This window comes from Bradyrhizobium sp. (assembly GCF_016213215.1).
Lineage (GTDB): Bacteria > Pseudomonadota > Alphaproteobacteria > Rhizobiales > Xanthobacteraceae > Bradyrhizobium.
In genome coordinates this window covers 139,552-156,049 of the sequence record NZ_JACRAW010000097.1, presented here as the reverse complement: position 1 = coordinate 156,049, position 16,498 = coordinate 139,552, and the positions used below count along the sequence as shown (strand labels likewise).

Genomic DNA, 16,498 nt, shown 5'->3' with positions numbered 1-16,498 from the left:
GCCAGCACGATCAGCGCGCCGAACAGCAGATTGCGCCAATCGCCGAGAAAGCGCAGGCCCTCGATGAGGAAGCCCTGAATGAAGATGACGGCGAGCAGCGTGCCGAACACGTTGGAAAGCCCGCCGAGGATCGGATAGGCGATGGCGAATGTCGCGAGAATGACGCCGAACTGCACATGCTCGATGTGCGTCGTATAGTGCGCGAAGATGCCGCCGCCGATTCCGGCGATGACCCCACCGATGGTCATCGCCGATACCTTCACCGCCGTGACGTTGACGCCGGAGCTGTGCGCCGCGACCTCGTCTTCACCGACAGCGCGCATCACGGCGCCGGCGCGCGATTGATCGAGCCACCACAGGCATGCCATCACGATCGCCACCATCAGCCAGATGAACATGAGGACGTCGAAGGTGGACCAGCCGTGCTCCGGGAAGTAGCGGATCTGGCGAAAACCTTCGGCGCCGTGCGGGCCGATCTTCAGCTCGCCGGCCTGAATCTGGTAGGTGAAATTGAAGAAGAACAGGCGCACGGCCTCGCCGAAGGCGAGCGTGGCGACCACCAGCATCAATCCTTTCACGCGCAGCGCCGGGAATCCGATCGCGCAGGCGGTCAGGCCGGAGACGGTGGCGGATACGCCGAGCGCGGCAAACAGATGCCACTTGAAGATGACGGTGAGGATCGCGGCGACATAGGCTCCGACGGCGAAGAAGGCCGCCTGGGCCAGGCTCACCTGCCCGGTGAGCAGGACGCAATAGGCCGAGAGCCCCAGCAGGGTATGGACGCCGATGACCTGCGCCAGACCGAGATAGAAATCCATGCCCGCCTCCTCTCAGTCGCGCCCGGGCGCCCTGGCGAAAATGCCTCCCGGCCGGAACACGAGGAAGGCGAACAGGAGCATCATGATGTAGAGGTCCCGTTCGGTCACACCGCGCAGGAACTGGAACAGGCTCTCCAGCCCGCCCACGATCAGGCCGGCGATGATCGCCCCGGGTATGCTGCCGAGGCCGCCGATCACGGTGACAATCAGGCCCTTGACGGTGAGCGGCTGAGCCAGCAGCGGCGACAGCATGCCGATCGCTGCGCCGCTCATGGCACCGGCAATGCCGCCCAGCATGCCGGTGACCACGAAAGTCAGAACGTTCACCTTCAGGATGCTGATGCCGCAGAGCTGCGAGGCGATCGGCTGCTGCGAGACGGCGCGCGTGGCGATGCCCAGCCTGGTCCGATAAAGCAGCAGCAGGAACAGCACCATGCAGGCGCAACCAAGCACGAAGACAAACATCAGGTCGCCGCGCAGCATGAACTGACCAAGCCGCACGACCACGTCGGAATACAGCGCGGGATAGGCGAGCGGCACGCCTTCCGTCGTGTGCACGATAATCTCGTCAATCAGCAGCAACAGGCCGACGGTCGACATCAAGGTGGCCAGCGGATTGGCGACAGGGATGAACTTGAAGCCGATGAAATAGACAAGCGCGCCGATCACCCCGCCGCACAGCGCCGCGGCCATGAAGACGATGATGGCCGGCGCGGCGCTGAAGCCGCTGAGAAGCAGCAGGCTGCCGTAGGCAGCGCCGATTGACGCTGCGGCATAGGAAAGATTGATCTTGTGCATCACGCCGAAGATGAGCGTGAAACCTATTCCGAGCAGCGCGTAGGTGGAGCCGAACAGCAACCCGTCGGCGACGGACTGCACGGCATCGATCAGATCAAGCAGGTCCACTGCGCCCTCACACTACAGGGTCGAGGTTGACAGGATGCGGCGGGCCAGCCGGGCCCGCCGCTTGATTGACGGCGATCACGAGGAAGGCTTGTGGAGGACCTGCCAGCTCCCGTCCTTCGCATGCACGTAGAGGTACGGCTTGATCGCCTCGCGGTCCTTGGTGCGCCCGACGGTGCCGAGCAGCCCTTTTGTTTCCTTCAACGCGGCCAGCCCCTGGCGCATCTTGTTGCGGTCGGCCTGCACCGTATCGGGCTTTGCCATGATCTTCTGGCTTTCGATCACTTCCTTGAGAATGAACATGATCTCGTAGGCCGCCGCGCTGTGCAGATCCATGCTGCCGCCCTGCTTGGAGACGTTCTCGGCCGCGGCTTTCGCCTCCGGGGTGACGGGCGCAAAACTGGTCGGGATGATGATGCCCTCCGCCTGCTTGGCGCACCCCTGCAGCGTCTCGATGCTGGAAGAACTGGTCAGGCCGATCAGGAGTTTCGGCTTCACGCCCTGACGGTCCATCTCACGCAGCACCCCGCAGGTCGTGAACGGGTGGGCGGAAATGGCGACGATCTCCGGATTGGCGCGGCGCATTTCGCGCACCTGCGTCGAAAAGTTCGTGTCGTTCAGCAGCCACTCGCCGGTCCCGAGCACCTGGAAGCCGTTCTCCTCGGCCTGTTTCTTCATCACGCCGTAGGTGGCATTCGAATGCGCAAAGTCCTTTTCGACGCCGCCGTAGATCGTCTTCAGATTGGGGTGCTCCCGCTTCAGCCACGCGAACAGCGACTTGTACATTTCGAGCTCACTCGGGACGTTGCGAAACGCCCACTCGGAAATCGCCGCGAGGCCGCCTTTGGCGGCGACGTCGGCGAACACGGGGATTTGCAGGCCGCTGTCGGAGGCGTCGCCCACCTTCTTCTGCAGGATGCCGAAGAGCGACTCGGCAACGTTCGAGCAGGTCGGCCCGACCGCCACAAAGGCATCCGACGAAGCGATGCGGCGGATGACGGAGATTCCCTCCTCGGCGTTGCAGCGATCATCGAGGAATTCGACGGCAAGCTTTGCTTTCGTGCCGTCGCCGAGGGTGACGCCGCCCGCCTTGTTGATTTCCTCGGCGGCTGCCTTCATCGCCGCCTCGCTGTTGACGCCGAACACGCGGACCACGCCGGATTTGGCGCCGAAGCCAGTGATCTTGACTGTACGCTCCTGGGCTAAAGCGCCGCCCGAAACACTGGTCATCAGGCCGGCAAGCAGCGCGGCCGCCGCAACACTGAGAATTCTCATGGTGTCTCCTCCTGCTGAAAGCGGGCGGTTTTTCCGCCTCCCTTGTGGTTGAGAATCTTGCAAGGCCGGTCCCGCGCGTACCACTCTGCACTTGACCGTCCGCGGACGATGGTGAGCCTGAGGAATGTCACGCCCGTTTGCAAGTCCCTTGTCTTCGCGCACGGAGTTATGCCGTGCCGCAGCAATTGAGCGGCAGGCAATCGGGCGGAAGAATTTCGCCTTGCTGACAGTCGGGGGGCGCGGTTTGATATATGCTCAGCGCCTTGGTCCAAAAGAACCGGATCGGACGGCGAGCGCCGGGGCTTCGCCACAGCGCGAGCGCCGCGGGAGGAGCAGCGATGGTACGATTACCGCAAGGTAAGCGCGCGGCACGCCCCAAGCGAACGATCTCCAGGCCAGCAGGCAAGACGCGTGCGGCGAAGTCCAATCGACGGTCGCGCGACGGCGACAACGGGGTGTTTTCCGGCCTCGGTCGCAACGAAGCAAACTTCTCCCCGCTCACGCCCGTTTCGTTCCTGCCGCGCTCGGCCGAGATCTATCCGGAACGGATCGCGGTGATCCACGGCGAGCGGCGCTACAGCTATCACCAGTTCTATGAGCGCGCCCGTCGCCTCGCATCGGCGCTTGCGGGCGCCGGCGTCAAGCGCGGCGATACCGTCTCGGTCATGCTGCCGAACGTACCGGCGATGGTCGAGGCGCATTATGGCGTGCCGATGCTCGGCGCGGTATTGAACGCCATCAACACCCGTCTCGAGGCGGCAACTATCGCCTATATCCTCCAGCACGCCGAGGCGAAGGTGTTGATCACCGACCGCGAGTTCGCGGCGCAGGTTGGGCCCGCGCTCGCGGCGCTGAAAAAGCGGCCGCTGGTGATCGATGTCGACGACGAGCTCTATACCGGGCCCGGCGAACGGCTCGGCAAGGTTGAATACGAGGCGTTCATCGCCACGGGCGATCCGAGCTTCGCCTGGAGTGCGCCGGCCGACGAGAGCAGCGCGATCTCGCTCAATTACACATCCGGCACCACCGGCAACCCGAAGGGGGTCGTCTATCATCACCGCGGCACCTTCCTCGAGTCAGTCGGCAACATCATGGCCTGGCCGATGCCTCCGAAGCCGGTCTATCTCTGGACGCTGCCGATGTTCCACTGCAACGGCTGGTGTTTTCCATGGTCGGTGGTGGCGATGAGCGGCACGCATGTGTGCCTGCGCAAGGTCGATCCGGCGCTGATCTTCCCGACGATCGCCGAGAACGGCGTGACGCACATGTGTGGCGCGCCGACGGTGCTGACGATGCTGACGTCGGCGCCGGCCGAGCAACTGCGCCGATTCAACCATGTAGTGGAAATCCAGACCGGCGGCTCGCCGCCGCCAGCCAAGGTGATCGAAGCGATGGAGCAACTTGGCTTCCGCGTCACGCACATTTACGGCATGACGGAGCTGCAGGGTCCTTCGACCTACTGCGCGCCGCAGGATGACTGGTCGGCGCTGCCGCTCGCCGAACGCGCGGGCTTGGTTGCGCGCCAGGGCGTCCGCTATCCCGTGGTCGAAGGGCAGATGGTGGCCGATGCCAGGACGATGAAGCCGGTGCCCCGCGACGGCCGGTCGATCGGCGAGATCATGGTTCGCGGCAACACGGTGATGCTCGGCTACTTCAAGGAACCCAAGGCGACGGCCGACGCCTTCCGCGGCGGCTGGATGCACACCGGCGACCTCGCGGTCGAGCATCCGAACGGCTACGTGGAAATCAAGGACCGCGCGAAGGACATCATCATCTCGGGCGGCGAGAACATTTCCAGCGTCGAAGTCGAGATCGCGCTCTACAAGCACCCGGCGGTGCAGCTCGCGGCCGTCGTCGCGCGACCGCATTCGAAATGGGGCGAGACGCCCTGCGCCTTCGTGCAGCTCAAGCCCGGCACTCAGGCGACCGAGGAGGAAATCATCACCTTCTGCCGCGACCGGCTCGCGCACTTCAAGGCGCCAAAGTCGGTGATATTCGGGCCGCTGCCGACGACTGCAACCGGCAAGGTGCAGAAATTCACGTTGAGGGAACGCGCGCGAAGCCTGTAACGGACTAAAGGCCGTCACAGGTCTTCCACACGCCAAGGTCTTCTGGTTTCGGATTCGGGCAGCAACCCATGTGAGATACCGCAGCCTTTGCCGATTGGCACTGGTCTAGTCAGACCGACAAGGAGGAGGAAACAAATGCGACCATCATTGAGCTTCGGGTTGTGCGCGGCCTTGGCCGCGTTCGTCTTTCTGCTGGCGGTGCCGGCTTCGCTCGCGCAGCAACCCCTCAAGGTCGGCATCGTTACGTTCCTGTCCGGTCCGGCCGCCGGTCCGTTCGGGGTACCGGCCCGCAACGCCGCCGAGCTGACGGCCGAGCTGCTCAACGCGGGCACTGTTCCCGCACCCTATTCCCAGAAGGGATTCGGCGGGACGCCCATCGAACTCGTCATCATCGACGAGGCGGGCGGCCCACAAAAGCAGGTGGCCGAGTATCGCAATCTCGTGCCAAGGGTCGACATCGTGATCGGCTACATCTCGAGCGGCGATTGCCTGGCGATTGCGCCCGTCGCCGAAGAGCAAAAGAAGCTCACCGTCCTATTCGACTGCGGCACGCCTCGAATCTTCGAGGACGCGAGCTACAAATACGTGTTTCGCACCGGTCCAACCGGCACAATGGACAACGTGTCTGTCGCGCTTTATCTGGTGGAGCGCACGCCCAACGTAAAGTCGATTGCCGGCCTCAATCAGAACTATGCCTGGGGTCAGGACTCCTGGGCGGACTTCGAGAACGCCATGAAGACCCTCAAGCCTGGCATCGAGGTGAAGACCTCGCAGATGCCGAAGCTTTTTGCGGGTCAGTTCGGCGCTGAAATCACCACGCTTCTCGGTAGTGGGGCGGAGGTGATCCATTCCAGCATGTGGGGCGGCGATCTTGAGGGCCTCGTGCTGCAGGGCGCACCGCGTGGCCTGTTCGAGAAGCACAAGGTGGTGCTGTCAGCCGGCGAACCGGCCATCAACAGGCTGGGCACGCGGATTCCGGACGGAACCATTCTGGGGGCGCGTGGTCCGTTCGGGCCGTTTGCACCGGGCACTGATCTCGCGCGCTGGCTGAAGACCACCTACCAGGACCGCTACCACGTCCCGCCGAACTATGCGTCCTTCAAAATGACGCAAGCAATCCTCGGCGTGAAGGCTGCCTACGAGAAGGCCAAGGGCAGCGGCAATGAGGCACCCGACCAGGACAAGATCATCGCTGCGTTCGAGAACCTGACCTTCGAAGGCCCTGGTGGGCCGGTCAAGATGGCGCTCGGCAAGGGCCACCAGGCGATCATGGACGCCGCGGTCGGCACGACCAGGGTAGAGGGCGGTGAGCTCAAGATCGTCGATATCGCACGCTATTCCGCGGACAAGGTGAATCCACCCGATGGCGTGAAAAGCGAAGCCTGGATCAAGTCTGGCATCAAGAAATAACAATCAGGGACGGCAGCCTACGGGCTGCCGCCGCTTGGCTTAAGATGAGCAGCATCCTGCCCATTGCCTTCGACGGCATCACCTATGCGTCCTGGCTGTTCCTGATTTCGGCCGGGCTGACGCTGATCTATGGCGTCATGCGCATCCTCAACGTGGCCCATGGCAGCCTCTATGCCTTGGGCGCCTATGCGGCTTGCTCGCTTGCCGGCGCATGGCTCGGTGGCGGACTGCCGGCGGCCGGCAGCTTCGCCATGCTGCTGCTCGCGGCCCTCCTCGTCGGCTCCGTTGCCGGTCCGCTGATCGAGCGTGGCCTGCTGCAGTGGATGTACGGCAAGGACGAGGTGGTGCTGGTGCTGATCACCTATGCTCTCTTCCTGATCATGGAGGACGTGATCAAGCTGGTGTGGGGCGTGGACTCGTTGCTGCTGCCCGACCCCTACGCGTTGCCCGGAAATTTTCAGCTCGGCGGCCTGACATACCCCGTTTACAACGTCCTGCTGATCGCATTGGCGCTGGCGACCGGGCTCGCCCTTGCCTGGGCGCTCTATCGCACGCGCCAAGGTAAGCTGCTGCTCGCCGTCATCCACGACCGTGACATGAGCATGGCCATGGGCATCAACGTGAGCCGGGTCTATCTCGCCACCTTCGCCGTCGGTGCGACGCTGGCGGCGCTCGGCGGGGCATTCACGGCGCCAACGATAGCCGTAACGCCCGGCATTGGTGTTGAGGTGATTGTGCTCGCCTTCGCGGTGGTGGTGATCGGCGGTCTCGGCAGTCTCGGCGGAGCGGCGCTCGGCGCGCTTCTGGTCGGCCTCGTCCGCTCGGCCACGGTGCGCTACTGGCCGGAGGCCGAGCTGTTCTCCATCTACGCGGTGATGGCCATGGTGCTCATTGCGCGCCCGAAGGGACTGTTCGCGGCGCAGGAGGCGCGCAAGATATGAAAGCTGCGATCGTCGCAATCGCTCCTCTCGTCGCGCTGACAGGGTTGGCTCTGCTCTCGCCACAATGGCTGGTGTTCATGGCCATGCTAGCGCTCGCCAAAGGCGTGGTGGTGCTTGGCCTTCTTGTGCTGATGCGCACCGGGCTCGTGTCGTTCGGGCAGGGGCTGTACTTCGGCATCGGCGCCTATGCGGCTGCGCTGCTCTCGCATCATCTGCATGTTGCCGATGCGGCCGTGATGCTGCTCGCAGGCGCCGCGGCCGCCGGGTTGATAGCCGCCCTGCTGGGCCTGCTGCTCGCCAGGTACCGCGATATCTTCTTTGCCATGCTGTCGCTGGCATTTTCGATGATCCTGTATGGCGTGCTGGTGAAGAGCGCCGCGCTCGGCAGCACGGACGGGTTCAACCTGCATGCGCGCACATTCTTCGGAGTTGCCTTGGCGTCCGGCGTGGAGCGGCGGGTGTTTCTCATTGCCGGCGCGGTCTGTGCAGTGGTGGTGGCGCTATTGGTGCACAGGCTGCTGGGCGGACACTGGGGACGGTTGGCCACCGGCGTGCGCGACAACGAGCTGCGGGTGGCCTATCTCGGCGCCTCGCCCTACCGCGTGGTGTACGTCAACTACCTGATCGCGGGTGCCATGGCGGGCCTGGGCGGCGCCCTGGCGGCCTTGGCGGTCGGCCATGTCGATCCCGAGATGACCTATTGGACGACCTCAGGCGAGTTCGTGTTCATCGCCATCCTGGGCGGCACCCAGAGCATTCTGGCCCCCTTCGTGGCGGCCTCCATCTTTGAGGCTCTGCGCACGATCGCCAGCCAGTACGCGCCCAACGTGTGGCAGATGTCGCTTGGCCTGGCCATGCTGGCCATCATCATGTTCCTGCCAGCCGGCCTGTGGACGCTCGCCGAGCGGCGGCGGAGGTCCGTATGAGTGCGGTGCTGACTGCAAAAGGGTTGCAGAAGAGCTTCGGCGCCGTGAAGGCGGCCGTCGATATCAACCTGACGTTCGATCCTGGCACCGTCGTCAGCCTGATCGGTGCCAACGGCGCCGGCAAGACGACCTTTCTTAACATGGTGACCGGCTATCTCAGGCCCGACAGCGGTCAAATCCTGTTCGGCGAACGCGACATCGTGGGCTTGAAGCCGCGCCAGATCACCAAGCTCGGCATCTCGCGCTCGTTCCAGATACCGCAGCTCTTCAATTCGTTGAGCGTTCGCGAGAACCTACTGGTGGCCGAGAGTATTGCCGCGATGGACGATCCGCAGGCAGCGGCCGACGAGACGCTGACGCGGTTCGAGCTCGCACCCTACGCCGCGCAGAAGGCCGGCTTGTTGCCCGAAGGAATCCGCAAGTTGCTCGACGTTTCCATGGCCCTGTCCAGCCGCTCCAAGCTGCTCCTGCTCGACGAGCCGACCAGCGGCGTCTCCGCCGACGAAAAGTTCGCCATCATGGACGTCGTGATGGGCGCGGCGCGTGCCGCCGGGGTAACGGTGATCTTCGTCGAGCACGATATGGACATCGTGGCGCGATTTGCCGGGCGCGTGGTGGCGTTCTACGACGGTGGCATCATCGCGGACGGATCGCCCGACACCGTGCTGCGCGCGGAGAACGTGCGCCGCTACGTGATCGGCGAGGAGATACCCCATGCTGCGGCTTGAAGGCGTCTCCGTGTCGATCGGGGCGGTGGCCATTCTGCGCGGCGTCGATCTCGAGGTCAGCGCAGGGGAGTTCGCCGGCCTGATCGGGCGCAATGGCGCCGGAAAGACCACCCTGTTGCGCACCATCATCGGGCTGCAGGCGCCAGCGTCCGGGCGGCTCGACTTCGAGAGCCGGGAGCTGGCGGACTTGCCGACCTACCGTCGCGCAGGGCTGGGGATAGGATACATGCCGGAGGACCGGCGGCTTGTGCCGGGCCTGTCGGCGGAGGAGAATATCCTGCTGCCTGCCTGGGCCGCGGACGCGGACGACGCAAAGGTGCAGCTCGCGCACATCTACAACACCATCCCCGAGCTGACGAGCTTGCGCGCACGCAAGGCCTTGCAGCTCTCGGGCGGCCAGCAGAAGCTGGTGGCCTTGGGTCGGGCGATGATGGGGGGACGCAAGCTTCTCTTGCTCGATGAGCCGTTCGAGGGCCTGGCGCCGGTGCTAGCCCGGCGCCTGGCCGAGGTGATCTCGGGGCTGCGCAGGTCCGGATTGTCGGTGATTCTCGCCGAATCAAGCATGACGCACGCACATGGCCTGCTCGATCGCGTGTTCACCATTGACCGCGGATCGGTCGGCCTGAGGAGTTGATGAGTAACGCAACAGGCCGGTACCGCGAGCGATTGATCGCCGCCGCACGCGACGGCGTCAGTAAAGTTAGTGGCTACCAATATGGTGCTGCCCTACGCAGGAGCTGGCGGACAGAACAGTCGCGTATCTGAAACCCGAGAACGACACTGAAGTGAGCCGCTAGACTGGGGCGTGGATTCATAAAGACGCAGGATGTCGGGTTTTGGGGACTTAGCAGACCTCTTCTGCTCGGTCAGGGCATTCCGATTTTGACCTGGAGCGGACCTTGATCAGTCCGGCCGCGCGCTTCCGCTGCCGAAAACTCAGGACGGCGGTGCGGATTGCCTAACGCGCATCTCGGTCGCCCACTCCGTCAGGCGCTGTTCAGCGTAGCGCAGGCCTTTGGTGGTCCGCTCCAGGCGATCCCGTCCGGCCTCCCAAGAGAGATTTTTTGTCCCATCGTAGACAGCCGCAGCTCCACGGCGACGACGAGGCTCACATTGACTTTTGTGCTTCCCGGGCTCACGGTCCGTCAAGGTAGCGCATGTTTGTAGCGCGTGCCCAGTTCAGGAGGTGTCCCGCTGGCGTCTGGCCGGGGGCGGCAGAACGGCGTTCAACCACCTCCAGCGCAAAAAAGATTCAAGGCTTCGGTCTGACGCCGGTCCTTCACAGGGGATCGACGATGATTACTTTCAACCGTTCCTTGGCAAGCAGCGTGGCTGCCGCGTGGCTGGTTGTGGCTGCGGGCACCGCTCGAGTTGACGCCGCGGGCGAAAGACCGACCTGGATCCTGTCCACTGTTGGTGACCGCAAGACTGCGCCACCGCCGACGGGAGAGGCCGCGACCGCCGAACTAACCGCTCTCAAGACGATGCTCGCCAATCGAAACGTCTCCGCGATCGCGCAGGTGCGCTGGTGGGACGTTGGCGGACCCGCCTATCGCTGGAATGAAATTGCGGTGAGGGAGATGCTGACACACTCCGTTACAGTGCCGCTCGCGTTGCGAAATCTCGCTCTCATTCACGCCGCCATCCACGACGCCGTGGTGAGCGCCCTTGCGAACAAGAAGAGCTACGCCCGTGAGCGTCCGTTCGCCGTCGATCCGCAGATCGCCGCAGTAGTGCCAGTAGCCGACAGTGGGTCCTATCCGTCTGATTTCGGCGCAGCCGCCGGTGCTGCCTCCGAGGTGCTGGCTTATCTGTTTCCTGCCGACGCGGATCGCATCAGGAAGCTTGGCATGGAGGCCGCCCAATCACGGGTCATCGCCGGCGTTGAATATCCGAGCGATGTCGAGGCAGGGCTCGACTTGGGGCGGCAGACGGCGGCGCGCGCGATTGAACACGGAAAGCAGGACGGCTCCGACCTGAAGTGGACTGGAACCGTACCCTCCGGCGCCGGCAAGTGGAGGGGAACAAGCCCGATCAATCCCGCCGCGGCCACATGGAAGTCATGGTCGCTGAAGACCTCGGATGAGTTTCGGCCCCCGCCGCCCCCGGACTACGATTCCGCCGCGGTCCTGGCTGAACTCGCGGAATTGAAATCGTTCGCGCGGACGCCACGGACAAATTCGATTGCCGTCTACTGGGAGACCTTCGGCGGAGTGCGCTCGTTTCAGCTCTGGAACGAGCACGCCAGCCGCAAGGTCCTCGAATACGGCCTCGGTCAGGACCCCGCGGCCGCCACATACGCCTTCGCGGCCATGAACATCGCCATGCATGATGCTTGCATCGCTTGCTGGGATGCAAAGTTCACCTACTGGCGTATCAGGCCATCGCAGCTCGACCCGGAACTCAAGACGCTATTCCCGCCGCCGAACCATCCGAGCTACCCGGCGGCGCATGGGTGCATTTCGACCGCAGCGGCCGTCGTCCTCGCTCGTTTGTTTCCAGACGATGCCGACACACTCTTGGCCATCGGCAAGGAGGCAGCAGACGCGCGCATGTATGCAGGCATTCACTACCGGTCCGACCTCGACGCGGGGCAGGCGCTCGGCCGCGCCGTTGCGGAAAAGGTTCTGGCGCGGGCGTCAGATCGTTGACGTCACGCGAAGATCGTCGGGCTTGGAGCGTGGGCGCGACCGGACAGCGTTGCGACCCATTTTGACCGGTTCGAACTCCGAATGCCGTGAGACTCGCTGCCGCAAGGCGTTCGAACTTGCCGCGACGTGCGGACTTACATCTCAGTGGAGGAGACTCACATGAGAAAATTCTTGGCGATAGCGGGCTTGGTGGCGTTCTCACTTCCAGCGATGGCGCAGGATACCCCGACGCGGGTCAATCCCGAGGCACTCGCGTGGAAGGAGAACCCGGCCTTCCCCAAAGGCGTCCAGATCGCAACTCTGGTGGGCGACCCGACGAAAGCGGGGGATGTAGTTGTCTTGCGGATCAAGTTTCCCCCTAACTTTCAAATGCCACCGCACACTCACCCCTATTCCGAAGTTGTCACCGTGATAAGCGGTAACATTGGGAGTAGCCACGGCGAAAAATTTGAGGAGAAAGGCGAGTTGTTAAAGCCGGGCTCGTTATGGGTGTATCCGGCAAAGCACCCTCACTACGCCTGGACCGGAAACGAGGAGGGGATTCTCCAAGTTCAGTTCGTCGGTCCTGGAGGCATCGATTACATCAACCCAGCGGACGATCCGCGCAAGAAGTAATCGTAGCCCGCTTTCGGCATTCAACTGCTGCCTCCCGAAGGTGCACTACGTCGCCGACGACATGATCGAATAAAGGCCTTGCACGCTGCAGTGCATGAGTCCGGAGTTGGCACGAGGCGGCCAACTGGATGCCCGCCCAAAGGGCTGCTGTCGGATGTAGACCGGAAACGACTTGCATCGGTCCAGACCGGCGATTTTGACCCATTTCGGACCTTGGGCGTAGCCGGACATCGACCCACAATCGTGCTATAATCATTCGATTTCCCCAGTACGGGGGACCATCTTGAGCAGCGAGCACGTAGAGCGACGACTAGCAGCAATTCTGGCGGCGGATGTCGCGGGCTCTTGCCGCTTGATAGGGATCGACGAAGAAGGCACGCTGGCGCGACTGAAAGCGCTTAGAAGAACGATTTTCGATCCCAAAATCGCTGAGCATCACGGCCGTGTCGTCAAGAATACCGGGGACGGCGCTATTGCCGAGTTCGCCAGCGTGGTCGACGCCGTGCGATGTGCCGACGAAATTCAGCGCGGCATGGCCGAACAAAATATCGACGTGCCGCAGGACAAGCAGATCGAACTCCGCATCGGCATTCACGTCGGTGATATCATTATCGAAGAGAACGATATCTTTGGTGAAGGGGTCAATATTGCAGTGCGTCTCGAAGGGATTGCAGAGCCGGGCGGCATCAGCATCTCGGATGACGCTCGTCGGCAAATTCGTGGCAAGGTAGATGTAACGTTTGAGGATCTGGGTTCGCAATCCTTGAAGAATATCGCCGAACCGATGCGGGTCTGGCGCGTCCCATACGGTCGCGCCGTGCCCGCGGTGCCGAACCGCTGGCCTGTTGATGAGACCCTTGCTCTACCCAATAAACCCTCGATCGCCGTTCTGCCCTTCACCAACCTGAGCTCCGATCCGGAACAGGAATATTTTGCCGACGGCATGGTCGATGACATCATCACGGCGCTATCGCATTTCAAGGCGCTGTTCGTCATCGCCCGCAATTCGAGCTTCACCTACAAGGGGCGCGCCGTTGACGTGAAGCAGGTTGGACGCGAGCTTGGGGTTCGCTACGTGCTGGAAGGCAGCGTTCGCAAAGCGGCAAATCGAGTGCGCATCACAGGACAGCTCGTCGATACCGCCACTGGCGCGCATCTTTGGGCAGACCGGTTTGATGGTGGTCTCGACGACATCTTCGATCTGCAGGACCAGGTGACCGAGAGCGTTGTCGGGGCGATCGCGCCAGCGGTGGAAAAAGCCGAAATCGAGCGTGCAAAGCGCAAGCCGACCGAGAGCCTCGACGCCTATGCCCTCTATTTACGCGGTTTGGCCAAGTCTTATCAGTTTGCTAACCGGCAAGCGCTCGACGAGGCATTGCGCCTGTTCAACAGCGCGATCGAGCTCGATCCGGATTTTGCGGCCGCCTACGGTCGTGCCGCCTCTTGCTACGCCTTTGCCAAGATCAATGGTTGGATTACAGTCACAGGGAACGAGATTGCCGAAGTAGCAAGGCTCGCCCAGCGGGCGGTTGAGTTGGGCAGGGATGACGCGCTTGCGCTCTCCCGCGGCGGGTGGGCGTTAGTGAATGTTGTTCGCGATCTCGGGGGAGGCGCCGCCTTGATCGATCGCGCGCTGATGCTCAATTCCAATTTGGCCGAGGCATGGCTTTGCGGCGGCTGGGTAAAAAACTGGCTCGGCGAGCCGGAAGCGGCGATCGAGCGCTTCGCGCGTGCCATGCGCCTGAGCCCACTTGATCCGCGGATGAGTGGTATGCGGGCCGGGACCGCGTTTGCCCATTTCTTCCTGGGCCGCTATGACGAAGCGGCATCGTGGGCTGCAATGGCATTGCAGGACAATCCGGACTATCAATCTGGATTACGCATCGCCGCCGCAAGCAATGCAATGGCCGGACGGCCGGAGCAAGCACACAATGCCATGGCTCGGCTGCGGCAACTCAATCCCGCGCTGCGTATTTCCAATCTCAAAGACGTGCTCCCCCCTATTCGGCCTGCCGAAGACCTCTCGCGATACGAAGAAGGCTTGCGGCGAGCCGGGCTGCCCGAATGACCATCGCAGAATGCTCTCCCGTTGGGACGAGATGATCGAATAAGCGCGACTTCCGTTGTTGGCCGCTATGAAATATCGGCGGGTCGAAATTACTCCAGCTTGATGTTGGCCGCACGGATCACCTTCGCCCACCTTTGCGTGTCGTCAGCGACAAATTTTCCGAAGTCAGATGGCGAGAGAACAAGAGGTGTAAGGCCCAGATCGGCGTATCGCGCCTTGATGCCGGGGCTTGCTAGTCCGGCATTGATATGATCGTTGAGCTTGTGGATGATCTCGGACGGTGTGCCCTTCGGCGCACCTATCCCTGCCCACGCGGTCACCTCATATCCGGGGACCGTTTCGGCAATGGTCGGCACGTCCGGCAGCGCCGGCGACCGCGTTGCGGTGGTCACCGCAAGGGCTCGCAGTTTACCAGCCCGGATGAACTCAAGCGATGGGCTCCCGCTGACGAACATTAGCTCGAACTGCCCACTAATCGCGTCGGTAAGGGCAGGTCCTTCGCCGCGATAGGGCACGTGAATTAAGTTGACGCCAGTCATGATCTTGAACAGCTCGCCGGCCAGATGGCCCGGCGTCCCGACGCCGCCCGACGCCATGTTGATCTTGCCGGGATTGGCCTTGGCGTAGGCGATGAAGTCCGGAACGGTTCTGGTGGGATGAGCAGGATGCATCACCATGACTTGGGGCCCGTGCACGATCCCGGCAACCGGTGCAATGTCCCGGATGAAGTTGAAGTTAAGCCTGTCGTAGAGCGTTGCGTTGATTGCGTTCGGTGTTGCGGCCAGCAGGAGCGTATAGCCGTCGGCCGGTGCACGGACGACTGCCTCTGTGCCAATATTGCCGCCGGCACTCGGCCGGTTCTCGACGACGAATTGCTGGCCGAGCCGCTCCGATAACCACTGCCCCATTAGACGAGCGTGAAAGTCTGCCGAGCCGCCAGCGGGAAAGCCGACGATGATGCGCACCGGCCGCGTCGGATAGGCTTGCGCTCGCGCGATGGTCGAGAGCGCCGGTAGCGCGGCAGTGGCCGCAGCCAAATGCAGAAACTGCCTTCGGTGGGGAAGTTTCATTGCAGTCCCTCCGCGGCGGCAATGCGATGCGAGCGGGCGCGAATAGCCTATTCCTATTCCTGAGATCGTGGAAGGGCGATGTCGCCTATTGGCCCGAGCCTGCCCAACTCGATGCTCATCCAAAGGTCAGCTGCCGAATGTAGACCGGAAGTGACCTGCACCGGCCAAGACCGCCGATTTTGACCCAAAGCCGACGTTCTAATGAGCAGACGTTTACTGGAAATCGCCCAGGCATGTCGAGAGCGACGGTGTCTCGACCCATAGGAGACGTTTTTACCTTGAAAATTATTCTACGAGAGGTTGTACTCTGTGATCAAGGGACGCACCTCACGCTTGATGAAACTCACAGGCAATGCCAACTCACACATTCCTTATCCGTCATGGTCAATCGACGTTCAACGAGCTATTTGATGCTACAGGAGTTGACCCACTTCACTACGACGCACGCCTGACTTCGAAAGGTCGAAATCAGGTCGTGGCTGCGAAGGAAGCTGCACAACGACTTGGCGTTGAGTTGGTCATTGTTTCCCCGCTGACGCGGGCCATTGAAACATGTCTCGGCCTGTTCGATCCAGAACAGACCAGCATCATCGTATCGTCGTTGCACAGGGAGCGCTTGGGGAATAGCTGTGACATTGGGCGTCACCCAAATGTACTCTCAGCCGAATTTCCAATGCTGGATTTCGGCCATCTCGAAGAATGTTGGTGGCACGATGGCCCCAAGGATCATCGTGGCGTTTCTGTAGAACCTGACGATGTAGTGTTTTCGCGTATGGCAGAGTTTTCAACATGGTTGGCAAGGCGGCCCGAGCAAAGAGTGGCCGCAGTTGGACACGGGACATTCTTTCACCGTCTGACAGATCGTCACCTTGATAATTGTGAAATTATGGAGTGGCACCCCTAGAACCGCGATGTGCTTGGTCGCCTATTGGTCCAACTCAGACCTCCGGCGATGTCCGCTTTCGCGCCGCTATCAGGGACAAAGCAGACATCAAACCGCCCTGATCCACTGTGCCAGATTTAG

14 protein-coding genes are annotated in these 16,498 nt (G+C 62.4%); 10 read left to right on the top strand and 4 right to left on the bottom strand.

All coding sequences use genetic code 11. The features are described from left to right. From HY852_RS16815 to HY852_RS16805, 3 genes are all read right to left on the bottom strand, one after another. Positions 1–818, bottom strand: an 818-nt coding sequence (locus HY852_RS16815; RefSeq protein ID WP_291605905.1) for a branched-chain amino acid ABC transporter permease, incomplete at its 3' end; no start/stop codon positions are given. Positions 819–830: 12 nt separating this feature from the next. After that, on the bottom strand, positions 831–1,724 hold the full coding sequence (locus tag HY852_RS16810) for a branched-chain amino acid ABC transporter permease (protein ID WP_291605904.1): 894 nt from the start codon (positions 1,722–1,724) through the stop codon (positions 831–833). Positions 1,725–1,799: 75 nt separating this feature from the next. Beyond that, positions 1,800–2,996 (bottom strand): ABC transporter substrate-binding protein, encoded by a 1,197-nt coding sequence (locus HY852_RS16805; protein WP_291605903.1) that lies wholly within the window; start codon positions 2,994–2,996, stop codon positions 1,800–1,802. A gap of 338 nt (positions 2,997–3,334) precedes the next feature. Between HY852_RS16805 and HY852_RS16800 the strand changes: the two genes are divergently transcribed. The 9 genes from HY852_RS16800 (at position 3,335) to HY852_RS16760 (ending at position 14,404) form a co-directional block, all read left to right on the top strand. Continuing rightward, positions 3,335–5,065, top strand: a complete 1,731-nt coding sequence (locus tag HY852_RS16800; protein ID WP_291605902.1) for an acyl-CoA synthetase — start codon at positions 3,335–3,337, stop codon at positions 5,063–5,065. 135 nt (positions 5,066–5,200) lie between these two features. Beyond that, a complete protein-coding gene (locus HY852_RS16795; protein WP_291605901.1) occupies positions 5,201–6,475 on the top strand; it encodes an ABC transporter substrate-binding protein in 1,275 nt (424 codons plus the stop codon). A 44-nt stretch (positions 6,476–6,519) separates the two neighbouring features. Beyond that, positions 6,520–7,416, top strand: coding sequence for a branched-chain amino acid ABC transporter permease (locus tag HY852_RS16790; RefSeq protein WP_291605900.1), 897 nt, complete (start codon positions 6,520–6,522; stop codon positions 7,414–7,416). Beyond that, on the top strand, positions 7,413–8,342 hold the full coding sequence (locus tag HY852_RS16785; protein WP_291605899.1) for a branched-chain amino acid ABC transporter permease: 930 nt from the start codon (positions 7,413–7,415) through the stop codon (positions 8,340–8,342). The genes HY852_RS16790 and HY852_RS16785 overlap by 4 nt, the downstream gene beginning before the upstream one ends. Continuing rightward, positions 8,339–9,070 carry an ABC transporter ATP-binding protein gene (locus HY852_RS16780; RefSeq protein ID WP_291605898.1) on the top strand — a complete coding sequence of 244 codons (732 nt, stop codon included), beginning with the start codon at positions 8,339–8,341 and terminating at the stop codon, positions 9,068–9,070. The genes HY852_RS16785 and HY852_RS16780 overlap by 4 nt, the downstream gene beginning before the upstream one ends. Then, complete coding sequence (locus tag HY852_RS16775) at positions 9,057–9,704, top strand: ABC transporter ATP-binding protein (protein ID WP_291605897.1); 648 nt, start codon at positions 9,057–9,059, stop codon at positions 9,702–9,704. The genes HY852_RS16780 and HY852_RS16775 overlap by 14 nt, the downstream gene beginning before the upstream one ends. A 661-nt stretch (positions 9,705–10,365) precedes the next feature. Continuing rightward, on the top strand, positions 10,366–11,721 hold the full coding sequence (locus HY852_RS16770) for a phosphatase PAP2 family protein (RefSeq protein ID WP_291605896.1): 1,356 nt from the start codon (positions 10,366–10,368) through the stop codon (positions 11,719–11,721). Positions 11,722–11,880: 159 nt separating this feature from the next. After that, on the top strand, positions 11,881–12,336 hold the full coding sequence (locus HY852_RS16765) for a cupin domain-containing protein (protein ID WP_291605895.1): 456 nt from the start codon (positions 11,881–11,883) through the stop codon (positions 12,334–12,336). 283 nt (positions 12,337–12,619) lie between these two features. Beyond that, a complete protein-coding gene (locus HY852_RS16760) occupies positions 12,620–14,404 on the top strand; it encodes an adenylate/guanylate cyclase domain-containing protein (RefSeq protein WP_291605894.1) in 1,785 nt (594 codons plus the stop codon). A gap of 89 nt (positions 14,405–14,493) precedes the next feature. On the opposite strand, the gene HY852_RS16755 is transcribed toward HY852_RS16760, so the two are convergent. Then, a complete protein-coding gene (locus tag HY852_RS16755; protein WP_291605893.1) occupies positions 14,494–15,369 on the bottom strand; it encodes a tripartite tricarboxylate transporter substrate binding protein in 876 nt (291 codons plus the stop codon). A gap of 457 nt (positions 15,370–15,826) precedes the next feature. On the opposite strand from HY852_RS16755, the gene HY852_RS16750 reads away from it, so the two are divergent. After that, on the top strand, positions 15,827–16,378 hold the full coding sequence (locus HY852_RS16750) for a histidine phosphatase family protein (protein WP_291605892.1): 552 nt from the start codon (positions 15,827–15,829) through the stop codon (positions 16,376–16,378). Positions 16,379–16,498 lie beyond the last annotated feature (120 nt).

What these genes read in the sequence shown, in the direction of transcription:
- HY852_RS16805 (WP_291605903.1), bottom strand. Translation starts at nt 2,996, where the DNA reads ATGAGAATTCTCAGTGTTGCGGCGGCCGCGCTGCTTGCCGGCCTGATG.
- HY852_RS16800 (WP_291605902.1), top strand. Translation starts at nt 3,335, where the DNA reads ATGGTACGATTACCGCAAGGTAAGCGCGCGGCACGCCCCAAGCGAACG.
- HY852_RS16795 (WP_291605901.1), top strand. Translation starts at nt 5,201, where the DNA reads ATGCGACCATCATTGAGCTTCGGGTTGTGCGCGGCCTTGGCCGCGTTC.
- HY852_RS16790 (WP_291605900.1), top strand. Translation starts at nt 6,520, where the DNA reads ATGAGCAGCATCCTGCCCATTGCCTTCGACGGCATCACCTATGCGTCC.
- HY852_RS16785 (WP_291605899.1), top strand. Translation starts at nt 7,413, where the DNA reads ATGAAAGCTGCGATCGTCGCAATCGCTCCTCTCGTCGCGCTGACAGGG.
- HY852_RS16780 (WP_291605898.1), top strand. Translation starts at nt 8,339, where the DNA reads ATGAGTGCGGTGCTGACTGCAAAAGGGTTGCAGAAGAGCTTCGGCGCC.
- HY852_RS16775 (WP_291605897.1), top strand. Translation starts at nt 9,057, where the DNA reads ATGCTGCGGCTTGAAGGCGTCTCCGTGTCGATCGGGGCGGTGGCCATT.
- HY852_RS16770 (WP_291605896.1), top strand. Translation starts at nt 10,366, where the DNA reads ATGATTACTTTCAACCGTTCCTTGGCAAGCAGCGTGGCTGCCGCGTGG.
- HY852_RS16765 (WP_291605895.1), top strand. Translation starts at nt 11,881, where the DNA reads ATGAGAAAATTCTTGGCGATAGCGGGCTTGGTGGCGTTCTCACTTCCA.
- HY852_RS16750 (WP_291605892.1), top strand. Translation starts at nt 15,827, where the DNA reads ATGCCAACTCACACATTCCTTATCCGTCATGGTCAATCGACGTTCAAC.